Source organism: Sphingomonas sp. M1-B02 (assembly GCF_026167525.1).
GTDB lineage: Bacteria > Pseudomonadota > Alphaproteobacteria > Sphingomonadales > Sphingomonadaceae > Sphingomonas.
The window spans coordinates 1,099,190-1,116,175 of the sequence record NZ_CP110679.1 but is presented as its reverse complement, the minus strand read 5'-3'; the positions used below and the strand labels follow the sequence as shown (position 1 = coordinate 1,116,175).

The window sequence follows — 16,986 nt, the reverse complement described above, 5'->3', positions numbered from 1 at the left end:
GCATGGATTCGAAGGAAGCATAGCCCGGTCGCGGCGCAGGCGCGAAACCTATCGTCTGGATCCAAGTCACGGGCGAAGGCCGAACGGTGGAAAAGGGAGTTAAACACCGCCCGGCCCGTCCCAAAGGGGGCGACCCTCAAGGCGAAACCTTCATAGCGTTGAAGGTGTGGGGGGTGCAATATTATTCGCCAAAGCGGGCCTCAGTGGAGCGGCCGGATTCTCTCGACGCGCACGTTCCAGCCCTTGCGCGGAAAGCCGGGGGCAGGTTCGCTCGATCCCTCCCAGCCGGCGGCCATCATTCCCGTTGCGAGGAGCAAGGCGCCGTTGGAGGGGAAATAGGTCTCGGCCGCACGAGCGAAGCCGGGGCCTTCGGGACCCGCCTTTTCTCCGGCGGCGGCGGGGCCGACCAGTTGCCGCTCTGCCTCCAGATGTACGCGCGGCGTCATGCCGCTGACACCCCAGCGATTGTTCGGGGCATCGCGCAACAGCCAGTCGATCGCTGCTTCGGGATCGCCAAGTCGGGCTGCGGTCATCGCGACGATCGGGAAATCCCAGCCCCAGGTCTGGCGCAGGTCCCAATGGCGCGTGGTGGTGGCGAGGGTGCGGCGCATGATCTCCCGGTCCACCCGCCCGGGAATCAGCCCATAGGCCATCAGGAAGGAAGGGTGATCGCGGTTGAGGCAGCCGTGCCCGGCATGACCGCTGCAGCCGGGCGTGGCCGCCAGATGCCAGAAATCGGGAGCGCTCTCGACCGGCAGATAGAGACCGTCGCGCTGCGGCGGCGGCGCAAGCTGCGCGATCACCCGATCCCAATGCGGTTCGCGCGCCAGGCCGCGCCGTTCGCGCCATTGCTGCGCGGTCGCGAGCGCCCAGCGATAATATTCGAGCTCGAACGTCGGGTTCACGGTGGTGAGCGGCGGATGATTTTCCTGCACGGGAATGATCGGCGGGCCGAGCACGAAGCGCCCGGCCGCTTCGTCCCGGCGCGGCCAGCTGGCGAGCAGCCGCGCGGTCTGATCGACCAGCTCGGCATAGCGGGCGAGCGTGGCGGGGGTTGCGCGGGCGCGGTAGACCAGTTCCGCCAGGTAGATCGGGTGCGGCTGCTGCCACATGATGAAGGGATTGACCGTGCTTGGGCTGTTGCGCCCCTCCGGCCCCGTCATCTTGCTCCACCAGGCACCCTGTACGCCCTGTGCGCGCGCGGTCTCGCGGGCATGCGGGAGCGCTTCGAGGTACCAGGCGAGGCTGCGTTCGAGCAGGTCGGGCCGTCCCCAGCTTGCCCAGTGCGCGGCGTGGAGCGGGTGCATTTCGAGGTGGAACTTGCCGTTCCAGCTGTTGGAGAAGAGACCCTCTTCCTGTGGGGGGAGGCTGCCCGCCTGGTTGATCGCCGCGAGATATTGCGAGAGGACGATACGCCGCTCGAGCTCGGCGGCGCGCGGATCGCTGCTGCCGGAAAAGTCGATGATGCCGCCGCGGGTCCAGTAATCGCGCCAATGACGGCTGACGGCGGCGGGATCGTAGCCGCCCGGAGGCTTCGGAGCGCGGTCGAAACTCACCGTCACCGTGAGCGTATCGGTTCGGCTCGTGGCGCGGAACGCGTGCGGACCGCTCTGGGCGATCGGCCCGTTGGCGGCGATCGCCGAGTGATAGCGCGAATCGTCGAGCGAGCGTTCGAGCCGAAGAGCGCCCGGGCGCTGGCTGACGATATGGGTCCGGTGGCCGGCGTCATTGCCCCAGTCCGAAGGATCGGGATTCAGCTGTGCCGAAATCCCCGGATAGCGCAGGTCGACGCCGATCCGGCCGCTGGCCACCAGCCGCGAGCGGATCCGCACCATTACCATGTCGCGGTTCGGGTGGACGCGTGTCTCTACCGTCACCGGCGCGCCGTCGAACGCAAAGTTGCTCGTGAGCGCGCCGCTCCACAGATCGAGCCGCTGGCGCGGGCTGGCGATGTCCGCGAAGGTGGCGCGGCTGCCGTCGCGGCGCAGAAATGCAAGGCCGATCCGTCCGAGCGAGAAGCGGTGCGGATTCTCGCGAAGCCACTTGAGCGCGGGGCGCGCTTCGATCTCGGCCCAGTCGCGGATCCAGGGGAAGGGCCGTGCGCCGCGGCCGGGGACGGGGACCATCACCATCCCGTCGCGCTCCCCATAGCCGATGGGATTTGGAAAGCTGTGCCACGCCCATTGCGCCATCGTCAGCAGCGGCGCGATCGACGAATATTGCTCCGGGAAGGTCTGCAGCCCGGTGATGTCGGCGGTGAAGCCAAGATTGCCGTTGCCGAGCATCAGCGGCGCATGGCGATCCACCCGGTCGAGGAGCACGGCATGCCGCCCGACCAGCGCCCGCCGGTCGATCGGCTGGGCGGGGGCGGGGGAGGCGAGGGACGCCGCTGCCAGGGCGAGCAGCGTCCAGCGCATCGCGATCAGCCCCGCATGATCCGCGGCGGCATCGGCACGCGATCCTTGTGGTTGGGCATCGCCGGATAATCGGGCCATTCGAGCCCTTTCACCAGGTCGGCGATCTCCACCGGCTGTCCGGTCTCGAAGCAGCGATTGGCTGCTACCCCGACCAGGATGGAAGCAGCGCCGCTGCGCTCGTCGGCGGCGCGCAGCAAGGGGTCCTTGGGCGCGCCTGGATCGAAGATGTCGGCGAGCATCACCGCGTCGCCGCCGCCATGGCCGCCCGCGGCGCCCATCCGCGGTTTCAGGTCGCGCGGTTCGCCGCGCATCGGGATGATCCGGGTCTTGATCCGATCTTCGTCGGAATGACCGCTCGCGCCTGCGACGCCGGCTTGCTCGACCACGCTATGCTCGATCCGCCCCTTCGTGCCGTTGAAGGCGATATGATAGCCTTCCCAGGCGTTGAACGCGTTGAGGCTGTAGCTGAGCGTCGTACCGCCGGCATAGCCGACGATGACGTTCATCGTATCCTCGATGTCGATCTCGGGGCGCCAGACGCACTGATCGCGGAAATAGCCGTCATATTTCTCGTTATCGAGATAAAGCGACTTGAGCCCCGGATCGGCGGCGAGATCGAAGAAAAAGCTGCATTCGGCCTTTTCGGGGCAGGTGCGACAGCGCTGGTGCGGGCCGTCGAGCCCGAAGCGGCGCGCCATTTCGGGCGTGTAGAATTCGCGCTTGCCGGTGGCATCGACGCGCACGGGCATGTCCGAAAGCCACCAATTGACCAGGTCGAAATGATGCGTCGCCTTGTGGACCATCAGCCCGCCGGAGATTGCCTTGCTCGAATGCCAGCGGCGGAAATAATCCGCGCCGTGGACCGTGTTGAGCAGCCACTGGAAATCGACCGACAAGACGTCGCCGATCTCGCCCGACATCAGCAGCTCCTTCACCTGGCTGCGATAGGGCGCGTAGCGATAGTTGAAGGTCACGCGGATGTGGCGGCCGCTGCGCTTGACCGCGTCGAGGATGCGCTGCGCCTTTGCCGCCGTCGTGGTCATCGGCTTTTCGGTGATGACGTTGCAGCCGGCGTCGAGCGCGCGGACGACATAGTCGTCGTGAAAGGCGTCGGGGGTGGTGACGATCACCGTGTCGACCTTCTGCTCGCGCAGCATCTTCTCGAAATCGGCGGCGAGATAGGATCTGGGGGCGGGGGCACCCTCCCGGATCGCGCGGGCGGCGACATTGTCGAGACGGCCGGGATTGACGTCGCAGGTTGCCACCAGCAGCCCGTGCGCCTTGTGCGGACCCCATAGCGCCGACTGGAACATCCGGCTGCGGCTGCCCACGCCCACCGCCGCATAGCGTTCGCGCGTGTTCGATGCGGCCAGCGCGACATTGTCCATCGCGGTCGCCACCGCCGCGCCCGCTGCCAGCGCGCGCACGACGTCGCGGCGACGGATTCCGGGATTCGCCTTTTCGTCCATCCTCAATCCCCTGTTTTCGCCGGACTTATGCCCGGTCGATTCGGTTTAACGGTAACCGGTTTCCACGAGCGCGTCGCGGCTGATCTTGTCGATGCTGGTGCAGCCGGTAAGCGCCATCGCCACGCGCATCTCGGCCTCGATCAGCTGGAGCATGTGGGCAACCCCGGCCTCGCCGCGCGCGGCAAGCGCATAGGCCCAGACTCGCCCGAGCAGCACGCCCTTGGCGCCGAGCGCGAGCATACGGACGACGTCGAGTCCGGTGCGGACGCCGCCGTCGGCGAGCACGGTCAGCTTGTCACCCACGGCATCGGCGATCGGCGGCAGCGCCTGCGCGGTGGAGGGGACGCCGTCGAGCTGGCGCCCGCCATGATTGGAGACGACGATGCCGTCCGCGCCCGCCTCGGCGGCGGCGCGTGCATCTTCCGGATCGAGGATGCCCTTGATGATCAGCGGTCCGCTCCAGCGCGAGCGGATGAACTCCAGGTCGCTCCAACTCACCTTGGGGTCGAAATTGTTGCGCATCCAGGCGAAGAAGTCCTCGAGCCCGCTATTCTTGCCGAGCACCGGCGCGACATTGCCGAGCTGGTGCGGGCGGCCGTGCAAGCCGACGTCCCACGCCCAGGCGGGGCGCTGGACCGCCTGCCAGGCGCGGCGTAGCCCTCCCGCCATGCCGCTCGCGCCGGCCAGCCCCGAGCGGTAGTCGCGGTAGCGCGAGCCGGGGACCGGCATATCTACTGTGAACACCAGGGCGTCGCAGCCGGCGGCGGTGGCGAGATCGAGCAGCTCGGCCATGAAGCCGCGATCGCGGATCATGTAGAGCTGGAACCAGAAGGGCGCGCTGGTGCCCGCCGCGACTTCCGGCAGCGGGCAGGCGGAGACGGTGGAGAGGCAGAAGGGGATGCCCGCTTTCTCGGCGGCGCGCGCGGCCTGTACCTCGCCGCGGCGCGCGTTCATCCCGGCGAGCCCAATCGGCGCGAGCGCCACCGGGAGCGCCACCGCGCGCCCGAACAGGCTGGTCGTCAGATCGAGCGTGGAGACGTCGCAAAGCACGCGCTGGCGCAGCGCGATCGCGGAGAGGTCGTCGACATTCCGGCGCAGCGTCACCTCGGCATAGGAACCGCCGTCGATATATTCGAACAGGAAATGGGGGAGCCGACGGCGAGCGAGCTCGCGATAATCGAGGGTGGAGGCTGCTTGTCTCATCGCGTGATATGCGGTGCCATAAACTGGAAGCTACTGTCGAGCCGCTTCCGCGTCCGATAAGCGATTCGAAAATCGCCGGGGTGCGCCTAGGCATCTTCTGTTTCGCCGCGCGCCGTTGGGCAGACGGCTGTGTGATTTTTGTCGCAGCGAACGAAAATCCTTCACAACCTTGCGTTTAAACAACGCAAACAACTGATCCCAAATGATAAAATCTGACCCTCTTGGTAGCGCTTTCAGGCCATTGTTCCCGTTGACAACGCCGGACAGCATGGTAGCGTTAACATCGAGCGGTAACGGCCGACTCATAAAATAAACGGCATGCGGCGAGCCCTGGGCGCGCTGATTTAGGAGGGGACCTATGAAGAGCATTCGGCTTTCGTCGGCGCTTGTGCGCTCGGCATCCGCTATAGCAATCACCACCAGTTTGATGATGCCCGGCATGGCGCTGGCGCAGGATTCGGGCGCAGCCGCGCAGCAGGACCAGGCGAGCGACGAGATCGTCGTCAGCGGCATCCGCGCCGCGCTGGACGCCGCGATTGAGATCAAGCGCAACTCCGCCGGCGTCGTTGACGCGATTTCCGCCGAGGATATCGGCAAGTTCCCGGACACCAACCTCGCCGAGTCGCTCCAGCGGATTACCGGCGTATCGATCACGCGCGCAAACGGCGAAGGTTCGCAGGTCGCGGTCCGGGGCTTTAGCGGCGGTTTCAATCTGGTAACGATCAACGGTCGCCAGCTGCCCTCGACGAGCATCGACACCAGCACCGGCAACGCCTTTGCGCGCGGCACTGGTCGCTCGTTCGACTTCCAGAACCTGGCGTCGGAAGGTGTCTCTAGGCTCGAGGTTTACAAGACCGGTCGCGCCAGCATCCCGTCGGGCGGCATCGGTGCCTCGATCAATATCGTCACCCGCCGCCCCCTCGATTCGGCCGAAAGCGGCTTCTCGGGCTCGATCGGCGCGAAGGCGCTCTACGACAGGACGGTCGAGAATGCCGAAGCAGATTTGAGCAAGATCACCCCCGAAGTATCGGGCCTGCTCAACTGGAAGGATCCGAGCGAGACCTTCGGGGTCACGGTGTTCGGCAGCTACCAGCTGCGCGAATCGACTTCGATCCAGTCGAACCCCAACTATTGGAACATCGTGCCGCTGGCCGATTTTCTGAACACGGGCGGCGCCTATATCCGGCCGACGACGAACATCACCAACCGGCCGACGACGCCTTATGTTCAGATCCCGAACGATAGCCGCTATCAGTTCTCGGAGAATCGCCGCGAGCGCATGAACGGCCAGGCGGTCGTCCAGTTCAAGCCAAGTGACAGCTTCGAGCTCACGGTCGACGCTCTTTATGCGCGCAACAAGCTGAGCGACGAGCGCAGCGAGCAGACCAACTGGTTCCAGCGCCCATTCACCAACGTCACATTCGACTCCGACCCGCAGATGCAAACCGCGATCATCCTGGCGGAAGCCGTCCAGGCGGATAAGGGGTACGAGCAGCAGCGCTTCGCCACCGACACCGAACTGTATTCGTTCGGCGGAAACCTGAAGTGGAATTTCACCGACAGCCTGTCGCTGACGCTCGACGCCAACCATTCGAAGTCGACCACCGATCCGGACAATTCGAATGGCTCGTCAGCGACGACCATCTCGATCGGTGCGCCGGTGCGCGCCACGCATCGCGTCGACTTCAGCAGCGGCTTCCCGCAGCAGTCCGAGACGCTCAACGATTGCAACGCGACCAATGGTGGACGCGGCGGCAATTGCAACAACCAGCTCGACCTCGGCGACGTGGGAACCCAGATCGCGCGCACCATCACCTCGGCGCAGGAAGCACGGATCAATCAATATGGGGCGGAATTCGCCTGGGATCTGGGCGAGGGAAGCCGCTTCAGCTTCGGCGGCGACTTTGTCGATGCCAAAATGCGGTCGGTGACGTCGAACACCCAGCAGATGCTGGGCGACTGGGGGATCACCGACACCGGCATCGTCAGCCAGAGGGCAGGCGACCTCGTCAAGACCTTCTGCATGACCTGCAAGTTCGACAGATATGATCCGGCTTCGACCGGATCGGCCTTGGTCGCCTTCCGCGGCAATGCAGTCGATCTTCTCGACGTGTTTTCGCCTTATTACCAGACCAGCGGGATTGCCGGTCGTACGGTGATGAACCAAGGTTCGGCGGACGATACCGTTGGGGAGAAGACCTGGGCCGTGTACGGCCAGATGGCTTGGGGCGGCGAAATCGCCGGCCGGCGTGCGAACGCACTGTTCGGCGTCCGCTACGAGCGCACCTCGGTGACGGCCGTGGCGCTTCAGTCGGTCCCTGCCGCGCTGCGCTGGCAGTCGGACAATGACTTCCTGGTCGATGGCGGCCCTGTCGGCGGCGCACTGGTCCAGAAGGCCAAGTACGAGAATCTGTTGCCGTCGATGGACTTCAACATCGAAGTGCTCGACAACGTGGTCGCACGTACTTCGTTCAGCCGGACGCTGGCGCGCGCGGACTATGGCAACCTGTTCGCCACAGTAACCGCAAACGCTCCGAACCGTCCGACGGCGCTCGGTGCCGCACCTGCCGGTGCCACCCGGAACGATCCCGGTCTGCTGCCGCTCGAATCGGACAATTTCGACGTTTCGCTGGAATGGTATTACAAGCCCTCGAGCTTCTTCTCGGTCGGCTTCTTCAACAAGAACGTGCGTAACTTCATCGGCAACCAGGTGACCAACGGCAGCCTGTTCGGGCTGCGCGATCCGAGCGCCGGTACCGCGGGTTCGCGGTCGGGCATCGCGTTGAACTATCTGCGCAACAACGGCATCTCGCTGAGCGACATCAACCTGTTCGGCTATACCGCGCTGCTGGTGCAGAATGGTGGCAACCAGGCAGCGGCCACCGCCGCCTTCCAGGCGAACCTGGATCCGGTGACCGGCAACCTTCGCGACACCTACTATAATCAGCAGCTCGCGACGCCCACCGACATCCTGGGCGACGCGAACGATCCGCTGGTCACCTTCGCGATCAGCGGCCCGGTCAACAACCGTGAAGGCAATGTTCACGGCTTCGAAGTCGCCTGGACTCACTTCTTCGGGCGCTCCGGCTTCGGCTTTGCGGCATCGTACACCAAGGTGGACGGCAACGTGAACGTCGACCCCTATGCCGATCCGAACGTGAATATCTTCGCACTGACGGGCCTCGGCGACAGCGCCAACTTGACCGCGATCTATGACAAGGGCGGTCTCTCGGCTCGTGTCTCGTACAACTGGCGCGACAAATATCTGTCGGGGACGAACCAAGGCGGCAACCGCAATCCGCTGTTCACCGATACCTTCGGTACGCTCGATGCGAATATCAGCTACGACGTCACGGAGAACTTCGCCGTGTCGCTCGAAGCGGTCAACCTGACGAGCGAGCCGTTCCGTCAGTACGCCCGTACGAAGACCAACCTCGTATATGTGCAGGAACTCAAGCCCCGCTTCTGGCTGGGTGCGCGCTTCCGCTTCTAAGCGAATTCGGGAGTGGGCCGGCGCCCACTCCCGATAAAAGGGGGGAGAAAGGCCGCCGCGCGCTGCGTGCAGCGGCCTTTTTCTTTTGTCCATTGCCCGCGCGCTGCTAGATTTGCGCGATAACAGGACCGGAGCGGATGAACCCCGTACAGATCAACAATATCGACCATGCCGCTCTCCGCGTCAGCCCGAGGGCGGGAGCCGACTTCGGCGACGCGGCCAATCAGGCGCTGGTCTTCCCCGCCGAGTTTGAGGAATTGCAGCGCGAGTTCGCGATCATCTTCCGTCGTCGCGAGACCGGGCTCCAGGCCTTTGCGTTGCTGGGGCTCGATCGCGACGAAAATCTCTTCCTCGCGGGCGATCGATGGGCGAGCCGCTATGTCCCCGCCACGCACAGACGCGGACCCTTTTCGATCGGCATTTCGCGCAACTCCGTCGGCGACGAGGCAAGCGAGCCCATGGTCCATGTCGATATGGACGATCCGCGCGTCGGCGACGCCCAGGGCCTGCCGTTGTTCCTCGAACATGGCGGCAATACCACCTATCTCGATCATATCACCGCCGTGCTGCGGCTGCTCTACGATGGCATGGAAACCGCCCCGGCCGCATATTCCGCGCTCGACGAAGCGGGATTGCTTGCGCCGGTCACGCTCAGCATCGATGTCAGCGAGGATCGCCGCTACACCGTACCCGACGTCTTCGTCGTGGATATCGAGGCGCTGGCCGCACTTGCGGGCGAGCCGCTCGAGCGATTGCATCGATCGGGCCTGCTGCGACTTGCCACCTTGGCCGCGGCGTCGCTCGGCAACGTCCAGCAGCTGATCGCCCGCAAGCAGAAGCTACTGGACGAAATCGGCTGACGATGATGCCTGCCATCACCCGCCGCACGCGCGTGATCGAGGGCGCCGACGCGCGCAGCCTGCCCGTGGCGGAGCTGATCGCCGAGGGTCGCCCGGCTATCCTGCGCGGCATCGCCCGCGATCTGCCGTTGGTGGCCGCCGGGTTGCAGGGCGCGGAGTCCGCGATTGCCTGGCTGAAGCAATTCGACGGCGGCCGCCCCGTCACCGCCTTCGTCGGCGAACCGGCGATCGGGGGACGCTGGGGCTATCAAGAGGATTGCACCGGGCTCAATTTCGCCCGCGAGCGCGGCGCATTGTCGGCCTATCTCGACGCGATCCTCGCCCATATGGGCGATCCGCAGGCCCAGTCCGTCTTCATCGGCTCGACCGACATCGACCTGTATCTGCCGGGGCTGCGGGCCGAGACCGCGCTTTCCTTCGGCGACCCGCAATTGGTGGCGCATCCGCCGCTGGTCAGCATCTGGATCGGCAACCGGACGACGACTTCGGCACATTACGACATGTCGAACAACATCGCGGTCACGATGGTCGGGCGCCGGCGCTTCACGCTGTTCCCGCCCGATCAGGTCGCCAATCTCTATCCAGGCCCGCTCGACCTGACGCCGGCGGGCCAGGTGGTCTCGATGGTCGACTTCGATGCACCCGATCTCGCCCGCCACCCTGGCTTCGCCGAAGCGCTTGCCGCGGCCGAGGTGGCCGAGATGGAGCCCGGCGATGCGCTGATCTATCCCGCTTTATGGTGGCACCAGGTCGAGGCGCTCGACGGCTTCAATGCGATGATCAACTATTGGTGGAACACTTCGCCACGCTTCATCGACACCCCCCAGACCACCTTGCTCCACGCGTTGCTCAGCCTGCGCGACCGGCCCGAGCATGAGAAGCAAGGGTGGAAGGCATTGTTCGATTTTTACGTGTTTGGCGACGCGGAGCGCGGGGGCGCGCATCTGCCGGAGCAGGCGAGGGGAGCACTGGGAGTGATGGACGAGATGAACGCACGGCGCTTGCGCGCGCAGCTTCTGCAGAGGCTCAACCGATGAGCGCGATCCGGCGGGTTGTGATCGCGGGCGGCGGCACCGCCGGCTGGGTCGCGGCGGCGGCGTTGGTCAAGCAATTGGGTCCGCTGCTCGACATCACCCTGGTCGAATCGGACGACATCGGCACGGTCGGCGTGGGCGAATCGACGATCCCGACCTCGCGCACCTTCCACCAGTTGCTCGGCCTCGACGAGGCAACCTTCATGCGCGAGACGCAGTCGACCTTCAAGCTGGGCATCGTCTTCGAAAACTGGGGGAAAGTGGGCGATCGCTACGTCCACAGCTTCGGCGAGATCGGGCGCAAGTCGACGTGGATGGCGCCCTTCCACCATTTCTGGATGGAGGCCAAGGCGCAGGGATTCGGCGGCAGTTTGAGCGACTATTGCTTCGAACTGCAGGCGGCCGAGGCGGGACGCTTCGCCACCGGCGAGGGCGCGACGATCAACTATGCCTATCACCTCGACGCCACGCTCTACGGCCGCTTCCTGCGCAAGCTTGCAGAGCCGGCGGGGGTCAAGCGAGTCGAGGGCAAGATCGCCAGCGTCGACCAGGATCCCGAAAGCAGGCATTTGACCGCGCTTGTGCTGGAATCGGGCGCCCGGATCGAAGGCGACTTCTTCCTCGACTGCACCGGCTTTCGCGGGCTGCTGATCGAGCAGACGCTGCAGACCGGTTTCGAGGATTGGACCCACTGGCTGGCGACCAACAGCGCCTATGCGGTGCAGACCGAGTCGGTGCGTCCGCCGGTTCCCTATACGCGCGCGATCGCGCATCAGGCAGGCTGGCGGTGGCAGATTCCGTTGCAGCACCGCGTCGGCAACGGCATCGTCTTCGCCAGCGACTTTATGTCCGACGACGAAGCAAAGACGAAACTTCTCAACGAGATAGAAGGTAAACCTCTCTTCGATCCGCGGTTGATCCGCTATCGCACCGGGCGGCGCCGGAAAGTGTGGAACGGCAATTGCGTCGCGCTGGGGCTCGCGAGCGGGTTCATCGAGCCGCTCGAATCGACGAGCATCCATTTGGTCAAGATCGCGATCACCCGGCTTATCCAGTCCTTCCCCTTCGGCGGGGTGAGCGAGGCGGTGGCCGATCGCTTCAACGATCAGTCGCGCCAGGAACTGGAGAATATCCGCGACTTCATCATCCTCCATTATCATCTCAACCAGCGCGACGATTCGGCTTTCTGGAAGCAATGCCGCGAGATGGCGGTGCCCGACTCGCTGACCGCGCGCATCGCCGCCTTCCGCGAGGCGGCGGAGGCCCATCAGGACGGGATCGAGCTGTTCCGCGTGGATAGCTGGGTGCAGGTACTGATGGGGCAGGGGATCGAACCGCAAAGCTATCACGAACTCGCCAGGATGATGCCGCCCACCGATCTGCGCGACGCCCTCGGGGCGCTTGCGGCCAATGTCGGCGCCGGAGTCGCCAAACTGCCGCCGCATGCGCAGTTCCTGCAGAGCTATTGCCCGGCCGCCGCCTGATTGCCTGCTGACGCGAAAACGGCGGGGCCGAAGCCCCGCCGTTCGCTTGCCGGTCTGCCGGCAGGTTTAGCGGATCAGGTTGGCGAACACCGCGCCGATGATCCCGCTGGTGATGCCCACCAGCACCGCGTCATTGCCCGACTGGACATAGCGGTAGCCGCTGGGAGGTGCGCCCAGGCCGCGGTACTGGCGATAGTCGATCTGCCGATAATTGGTGGCATAGCGGCTGTCGAAGCGCTGGCCGCGCTGCCAGTTGCGTGCCTGGTTGCGGTTGTTGACCCGCACGACCTGACCGCGCTGGTTGCGGTTGTTGATCTGGACGACCTGGCCGCGCTGGTTGCGCTGCTGGACCACGACGGTGCCGTTGGGGCGCTGCTTCACCACCGTCTGCTGGCGGGGTGCGTCATAGCCGCGCTGGGGAGCTGCGGCGAGGGCGGGCGTTGCGGCGATCGATGCGGCGACCAGGCCGAGAATGAGCTTCTTCATGACTGCTACTCCTGAATGGACGCCGTCATTGGCGTTGATCAATAAATAGGAGTCGGGTGTCGCAGACCTGTCCCGGAGATGGGGCGAAATGGTCGCAGTTTGTAACCGGGCCGAACTTGCCCCGGCATGCCATCGGCTCTACCGCGCGGCCCCAGACATAGGAGAGCGAGATGCGTGCATTCATTTTCCCCGGCCAGGGCAGCCAGGCCGTCGGCATGGGGAGCGCCCTGAGCGCCGCCAGCCCGCACGCGCGCGAAGTGTTCCAGGAAGTCGACGAGGCGCTGGGGCAGAAGCTTTCGAAGCTGATGGCCGAGGGCCCCGAGGACCAGCTCACGCTCACCGCCAACGCCCAGCCGGCGATCATGGCCAATGCGATCGCAGTGCTGCGCGTGCTGGAGAAGGAAGCCGGGCTGTCGCTGGCCGACAAGGCCGATTTCGTCGCGGGCCATTCGCTCGGCGAATATAGCGCGCTGTGCGCGGCGGGCGCGATCGATCTCGCCACGACCGCGAAGCTGCTGCGCACCCGCGGCGAGGCGATGCAGGCCGCGGTGCCGGTGGGCGTCGGCGCGATGGCGGCGTTGCTGGGCGTCGACGTCGAGAAGGCACAGGCGATCGCCGATGCCGCGGCCGAGGGCCAGGTGTGCACCGTCGCCAACGATAACGATCCGAGCCAGGTCGTAATCTCCGGCCACCGCGAGGCGATCGAGCGCGCGATCGGCATGGCCAAGGAAATGGGCGCCAAGCGCGCGCTGCTGCTGCCGGTATCGGCGCCGTTCCACTGCCCGCTGATGCAGCCCGCCGCCGACGCGATGGCGGAGGCGCTTGGCGGCGTGGCGATCCAGGGCGCGCTGGTGCCGCTCTACGCCAACGTCACCGCCGCGCCGGCAGGCGATCCGGAGCTGATCCGCGCGCTGCTGGTGGAGCAGGTGACCGGAATGGTCCGCTGGCGCGAGTCGGTGCTGGCGATGCAGGCGGCGGGGGTCACCTCCTTCGTCGAACTCGGCGGCAAGGTCCTCGGCGGAATGGTCAAACGCATCGCCGCGGATGCGGCGGTGATCAGCGTGGTCTCGATGGACGATATCGAGGCGCTGGCGAAAACGTTGTAGAGTGGTTCGCGCAACGACGCGACGACGCGACGAGGTTTGGACTTGAGGGATATCGAGCAGATCGCCAGCGACGTTCTGGATATCTCGGTGCGGTTGCACCGGGATCTGGGACCTGGCCTGCTAGAGTCCGTCTACGAAGCCGTCCTTGCGGCCAAGCTGACGTCGTTGGGCTATGTGGTCGCGCGGCAGCGCGCCGTCGATATTGAATTTGAAGGGTTGCGGTTTGAGGCGGCGTTCCGGATCGATCTGCTGATCGATGACCGGTTGCTTCTGGAGATTTTCGGCGGCCCCACGCTGATGGAAGGCGTTCGAAGGTTGGCCAACAACTACAACCCCGTTGCGTCGTCGCGTCGTTGCGCGAACCCATAATTCTTCTGGAGACTCAAATGTTCGACCTTACAGGCATGACCGCACTCGTCACCGGCGCTTCCGGGGGGATCGGCTCCGCCATCGCCAAAAGCCTCGCCGCCCAAGGGGCGCGGCTCGCGCTGTCCGGATCCAATGCCGAGAAGCTGGAGGCGTTCCGCGCCGAGCTCGGCGACGGGCATGTCGCGCTCGCCTGCAATCTTTCCGACGGCGCCGCTGTCGATGCGCTGGTGCCCCAAGCCGTCGAGGCGCTCGGCAAGCTCGATATCCTCGTCAACAATGCTGGCGTCACCCGCGACAACCTCGCGATGCGGATGAAGGATGAGGAGTGGGACACGGTCATCCGCGTCAACCTCGAAGCCGCGTTCCGGCTGATGCGCGCCGCTGCCAAGCCGATGATGAAGGCGCGCTACGGCCGGATGATCTCGATCACCTCGGTCGTCGGCGCGACGGGCAATCCGGGGCAGGTAAACTATGCCGCATCGAAAGCCGGGCTGGTCGGCATGTCGAAGGCGCTGGCGCAGGAACTGGCGAGCCGCAACGTCACGGTAAACTGCGTCGCTCCCGGCTTCATCCGCTCGGCGATGACCGACGGGCTGCCCGAGGCGCAGAAGACCGCCTTGCTCGGCCGCATCCCCAATGGCGATCTCGGCACGGGCGAGGATGTCGCCGCCGCGGTGGTCTATCTGGCGAGCAGGGAAGCGGGCTACGTCACCGGACAGACCTTGCATGTCAACGGCGGGATGGCGATGCTCTGATCCGAACCTGGGGGCAGGAGTGAACATCATGCGTATCCTAGCAATTGCCGGCCTGTTCCTGGTCGCAGCACCCGCCCAGGCGGCCGATCTGGCGACGATCGACTGCGTCGCCGGGAAGGTCGACGCGGCTATCGTCGCCAGGCTGCACGCCGATGTGGCGCGAAACCTGGCAGAGACGGGCAAGCGGCCTAATTACGATCCCGCGGTGGGCGCGGGCATCGCCCGGGCGGCGGCGGCCTGCGCGACCGAGTATGAATGGTCCGAGGCGGCGGTGAAGGCGGCGCGAGTCTATACGCTCGCCAAGCTGGGAATGTCGGTCGCCGAGCGGGTGATGGGCGAGCGCGGCTTCGAGCCCGCCGCGCTGGAAGAGCAGTTCCAGGCACTGCCCGAGGAGTCGCGCAACCGCCCGCTCACTGCCGAGGAAAATCAGGGGTTGGTGCGCGCGGCGGTGACCGACGAAGCGAAGCAGACCCGCGAATATGCCGAGATGGTCAACGAATATTTCGCGTTTCTGAGCACGATCCAATATGCCAGCTTCGACTTTTCGCAGGCCTGAACGTTACGCGTGCAAGGGTGTCACCCCTTGCAACGGCACCAGCGGCGATCTAGGTGCGTTCACAAGCTGATTAGAGCCCCAGACAAAGGAAAACAGGGACCATGGCCAACCAGGAAGAGATCACCCAGCGCGTCTCGGCGCTCGTTGTCGATCATCTCGGCGTAGACGCCGGCGAAGTGAAGCCCGAAGCGAGCTTCATCGACGACCTGGGTGCGGACAGCCTCGACATCGTCGAGCTGGTGATGGCCTTCGAGGAAGAGTTCGGCGTGGAAATCCCCGACGACGCTGCCGAGAAGATCACCACGGTGGGCGACGCAGTGTCGTACATCAGCGAACATCAGGAAGACTGATCGCCTTTCGGCGATCCCGGCATGGACCGGTACTGCCTTTCAACGGCTTCCCGTCCGGGCTCGAAAGAGAGGGCGGGGAGCCGTTTCGTTTTCAGCGCTTGTCGCGATTGAACAGAATATGACGGAGAGAGTGCCATGCGCCGCGTAGTTGTGACCGGGCTCGGGCTCGTCACCCCGCTGGGTGCCGATGTCGAGACGGCCTGGAAGAACATCATCGCCGCCAAATCGGGCGCGGCGACGATCACGCGCTTCGACGCGACCGAGTTTCACAGCAATTATGCCTGCGAAGTGAAGCCGGCCGGGCACGAATATGGCTTCGATCCGAACCTGCGCGTCGATCACAAAGTCCAGCGCCAGGTCGATCCGTTCATTATCTTCGGCATCGATGCCGCGGGCCAGGCGATCGAAGATGCCGGCTTGCTCGACATGGATGAGGCAACCCGCTTCCGCGCGGGCTGCTCGATCGGCGCGGGCATCGGCGGGCTTCCGGGGATCGAAAGCGAGTCGCTCGTGCTCGCCGCAAAGGGGCCCAAGCGGGTTTCGCCGCACTTCGTCCATGGCCGGCTGATCAACCTGATCTCGGGCCAGGTCTCGATCAAATATGGCCTGATGGGCCCCAATCACGCCGTGGTCACCGCCTGCTCGACCGGCGCGCATTCGATCGGCGACGCGGCGCGGATGATCGCGATGGACGATGCCGATATCATGCTGGCGGGCGGCGCCGAGGGTGCGATATGCCCGATCGGCATCGCCGGCTTCGGCCAGGCGCGCGCGCTCTCCACCAACTTCCGCGATGATCCCACCAGGGGCAGTCGCCCCTGGGACGAGAATCGCGACGGCTTCGTGATGGGCGAGGGCGCCGGCGTGGTGGTGCTCGAGGAATATGAGCATGCCAAGAAGCGCGGCGCGAAAATCTATGCCGAAGTGATCGGCTATGGCCTGTCGGGCGACGCCTATCACGTCACCGCGCCGCATCCCGAGGGTTCGGGCGCGTTCCGTTCGATGCAGATGGCTATGAAGAAGTCCGGGCTCGATTTCGCCGACATCGACTATATCAACGCCCACGGCACCTCGACGCCGCTTGGCGACGAGCTTGAGCTGGGCGCAGTGCGACGGCTGTTCGGCAGCGCGATCGACACCTTGTCGATGAGCTCGACCAAGTCGGCGATCGGTCATCTGCTCGGCGGCGCCGGCGCGGTTGAGAGCATCTTCTGCATCCTGGCGATGCGCGACCAGATCGCCCCCCCGACACTCAACCTGGACAATCCGAGCGAGAATTGCGTCGGAATCGATCTGGTGCCGTTCAAGGCCAAGGAGCGCAAGATCAAGGCCGTGCTCAACAACAGCTTCGGCTTCGGCGGCACCAATGCCAGCCTGGTGATGAAGGCTGTCTGAGAACGGGCC

General features: G+C 65.2%; 14 protein-coding genes. 10 read left to right on the top strand and 4 right to left on the bottom strand.

What is annotated here, in order from left to right; all coding sequences use genetic code 11:
- Window positions 1-200 precede the first annotated feature (200 nt).
- From OKW87_RS05350 to lldD, 3 genes are read right to left on the bottom strand one after another with little or no spacing between them, the layout of a single operon-like run.
- Window positions 201-2,495 carry a hypothetical protein gene (locus OKW87_RS05350; RefSeq protein WP_265542890.1) on the bottom strand — a complete coding sequence of 765 codons (2,295 nt, stop codon included), beginning with the start codon at window positions 2,493-2,495 and terminating at the stop codon, window positions 201-203.
- The gene (locus tag OKW87_RS05345; RefSeq protein ID WP_265542887.1) at window positions 2,423-3,886 is read right to left on the bottom strand and encodes a Gfo/Idh/MocA family protein; all 1,464 of its coding nucleotides are present in this window, start codon (window positions 3,884-3,886) and stop codon (window positions 2,423-2,425) included. The genes OKW87_RS05350 and OKW87_RS05345 overlap by 73 nt, the downstream gene beginning before the upstream one ends.
- A 45-nt stretch (window positions 3,887-3,931) precedes the next feature.
- Window positions 3,932-5,089, bottom strand: a complete 1,158-nt coding sequence (gene lldD / locus OKW87_RS05340) for an FMN-dependent L-lactate dehydrogenase LldD (protein WP_265542885.1) — start codon at window positions 5,087-5,089, stop codon at window positions 3,932-3,934.
- A 358-nt stretch (window positions 5,090-5,447) separates the two neighbouring features.
- On the opposite strand from lldD, the gene OKW87_RS05335 reads away from it, so the two are divergent.
- From OKW87_RS05335 to OKW87_RS05320, 4 genes are all read left to right on the top strand, one after another.
- Window positions 5,448-8,582 (top strand): TonB-dependent receptor, encoded by a 3,135-nt coding sequence (locus OKW87_RS05335; RefSeq protein ID WP_265542884.1) that lies wholly within the window; start codon window positions 5,448-5,450, stop codon window positions 8,580-8,582.
- 137 nt (window positions 8,583-8,719) lie between these two features.
- Window positions 8,720-9,442 (top strand): SapC family protein, encoded by a 723-nt coding sequence (locus tag OKW87_RS05330; RefSeq protein ID WP_265542882.1) that lies wholly within the window; start codon window positions 8,720-8,722, stop codon window positions 9,440-9,442.
- A 5-nt stretch (window positions 9,443-9,447) separates the two neighbouring features.
- On the top strand, window positions 9,448-10,479 hold the full coding sequence (locus OKW87_RS05325) for a cupin-like domain-containing protein (RefSeq protein WP_265542880.1): 1,032 nt from the start codon (window positions 9,448-9,450) through the stop codon (window positions 10,477-10,479).
- Window positions 10,476-11,960 (top strand): tryptophan halogenase family protein, encoded by a 1,485-nt coding sequence (locus OKW87_RS05320; protein WP_265542878.1) that lies wholly within the window; start codon window positions 10,476-10,478, stop codon window positions 11,958-11,960. The genes OKW87_RS05325 and OKW87_RS05320 overlap by 4 nt, the downstream gene beginning before the upstream one ends.
- Before the next feature lie 66 nt (window positions 11,961-12,026).
- Here OKW87_RS05320 and OKW87_RS05315 read toward each other — a convergent pair whose 3' ends face one another.
- Window positions 12,027-12,446 carry an RcnB family protein gene (locus OKW87_RS05315; protein ID WP_265542876.1) on the bottom strand — a complete coding sequence of 140 codons (420 nt, stop codon included), beginning with the start codon at window positions 12,444-12,446 and terminating at the stop codon, window positions 12,027-12,029.
- A 170-nt stretch (window positions 12,447-12,616) separates the two neighbouring features.
- Between OKW87_RS05315 and fabD the strand changes: the two genes are divergently transcribed.
- From fabD to fabF, 6 genes are all read left to right on the top strand, one after another.
- Complete coding sequence (gene fabD, locus OKW87_RS05310; RefSeq protein ID WP_265542874.1) at window positions 12,617-13,552, top strand: ACP S-malonyltransferase; 936 nt, start codon at window positions 12,617-12,619, stop codon at window positions 13,550-13,552.
- A gap of 42 nt (window positions 13,553-13,594) precedes the next feature.
- Window positions 13,595-13,921 (top strand): GxxExxY protein, encoded by a 327-nt coding sequence (locus tag OKW87_RS05305; RefSeq protein WP_265542873.1) that lies wholly within the window; start codon window positions 13,595-13,597, stop codon window positions 13,919-13,921.
- Window positions 13,922-13,938: 17 nt separating this feature from the next.
- Entirely contained in the window at window positions 13,939-14,676 is a 738-nt protein-coding gene (gene fabG / locus OKW87_RS05300; RefSeq protein WP_265542870.1) for a 3-oxoacyl-[acyl-carrier-protein] reductase, read from the top strand.
- Between the two features lie 28 nt (window positions 14,677-14,704).
- Complete coding sequence (locus OKW87_RS05295) at window positions 14,705-15,232, top strand: hypothetical protein (RefSeq protein WP_265542869.1); 528 nt, start codon at window positions 14,705-14,707, stop codon at window positions 15,230-15,232.
- Between the two features lie 101 nt (window positions 15,233-15,333).
- A complete protein-coding gene (locus OKW87_RS05290; protein ID WP_265542867.1) occupies window positions 15,334-15,582 on the top strand; it encodes an acyl carrier protein in 249 nt (82 codons plus the stop codon).
- A gap of 135 nt (window positions 15,583-15,717) precedes the next feature.
- On the top strand, window positions 15,718-16,977 hold the full coding sequence (gene fabF, locus OKW87_RS05285) for a beta-ketoacyl-ACP synthase II (RefSeq protein WP_265542866.1): 1,260 nt from the start codon (window positions 15,718-15,720) through the stop codon (window positions 16,975-16,977).
- Window positions 16,978-16,986 lie beyond the last annotated feature (9 nt).

Excerpts from the sequence above, each read along its gene's own strand:
- fabG (WP_265542870.1), top strand. The coding sequence starts at position 13,939 with ATGTTCGACCTTACAGGCATGACCGCACTCGTCACCGGCGCTTCCGGG.
- OKW87_RS05335 (WP_265542884.1), top strand. The coding sequence starts at position 5,448 with ATGAAGAGCATTCGGCTTTCGTCGGCGCTTGTGCGCTCGGCATCCGCT.
- OKW87_RS05320 (WP_265542878.1), top strand. The coding sequence starts at position 10,476 with ATGAGCGCGATCCGGCGGGTTGTGATCGCGGGCGGCGGCACCGCCGGC.
- OKW87_RS05295 (WP_265542869.1), top strand. The coding sequence starts at position 14,705 with ATGCGTATCCTAGCAATTGCCGGCCTGTTCCTGGTCGCAGCACCCGCC.
- OKW87_RS05345 (WP_265542887.1), bottom strand. The coding sequence starts at position 3,886 with ATGGACGAAAAGGCGAATCCCGGAATCCGTCGCCGCGACGTCGTGCGC.
- OKW87_RS05350 (WP_265542890.1), bottom strand. The coding sequence starts at position 2,495 with ATGGCCCGATTATCCGGCGATGCCCAACCACAAGGATCGCGTGCCGAT.
- OKW87_RS05325 (WP_265542880.1), top strand. The coding sequence starts at position 9,448 with ATGCCTGCCATCACCCGCCGCACGCGCGTGATCGAGGGCGCCGACGCG.
- fabD (WP_265542874.1), top strand. The coding sequence starts at position 12,617 with ATGCGTGCATTCATTTTCCCCGGCCAGGGCAGCCAGGCCGTCGGCATG.
- OKW87_RS05315 (WP_265542876.1), bottom strand. The coding sequence starts at position 12,446 with ATGAAGAAGCTCATTCTCGGCCTGGTCGCCGCATCGATCGCCGCAACG.
- OKW87_RS05330 (WP_265542882.1), top strand. The coding sequence starts at position 8,720 with ATGAACCCCGTACAGATCAACAATATCGACCATGCCGCTCTCCGCGTC.
- lldD (WP_265542885.1), bottom strand. The coding sequence starts at position 5,089 with ATGAGACAAGCAGCCTCCACCCTCGATTATCGCGAGCTCGCTCGCCGT.
- OKW87_RS05290 (WP_265542867.1), top strand. The coding sequence starts at position 15,334 with ATGGCCAACCAGGAAGAGATCACCCAGCGCGTCTCGGCGCTCGTTGTC.
- fabF (WP_265542866.1), top strand. The coding sequence starts at position 15,718 with ATGCGCCGCGTAGTTGTGACCGGGCTCGGGCTCGTCACCCCGCTGGGT.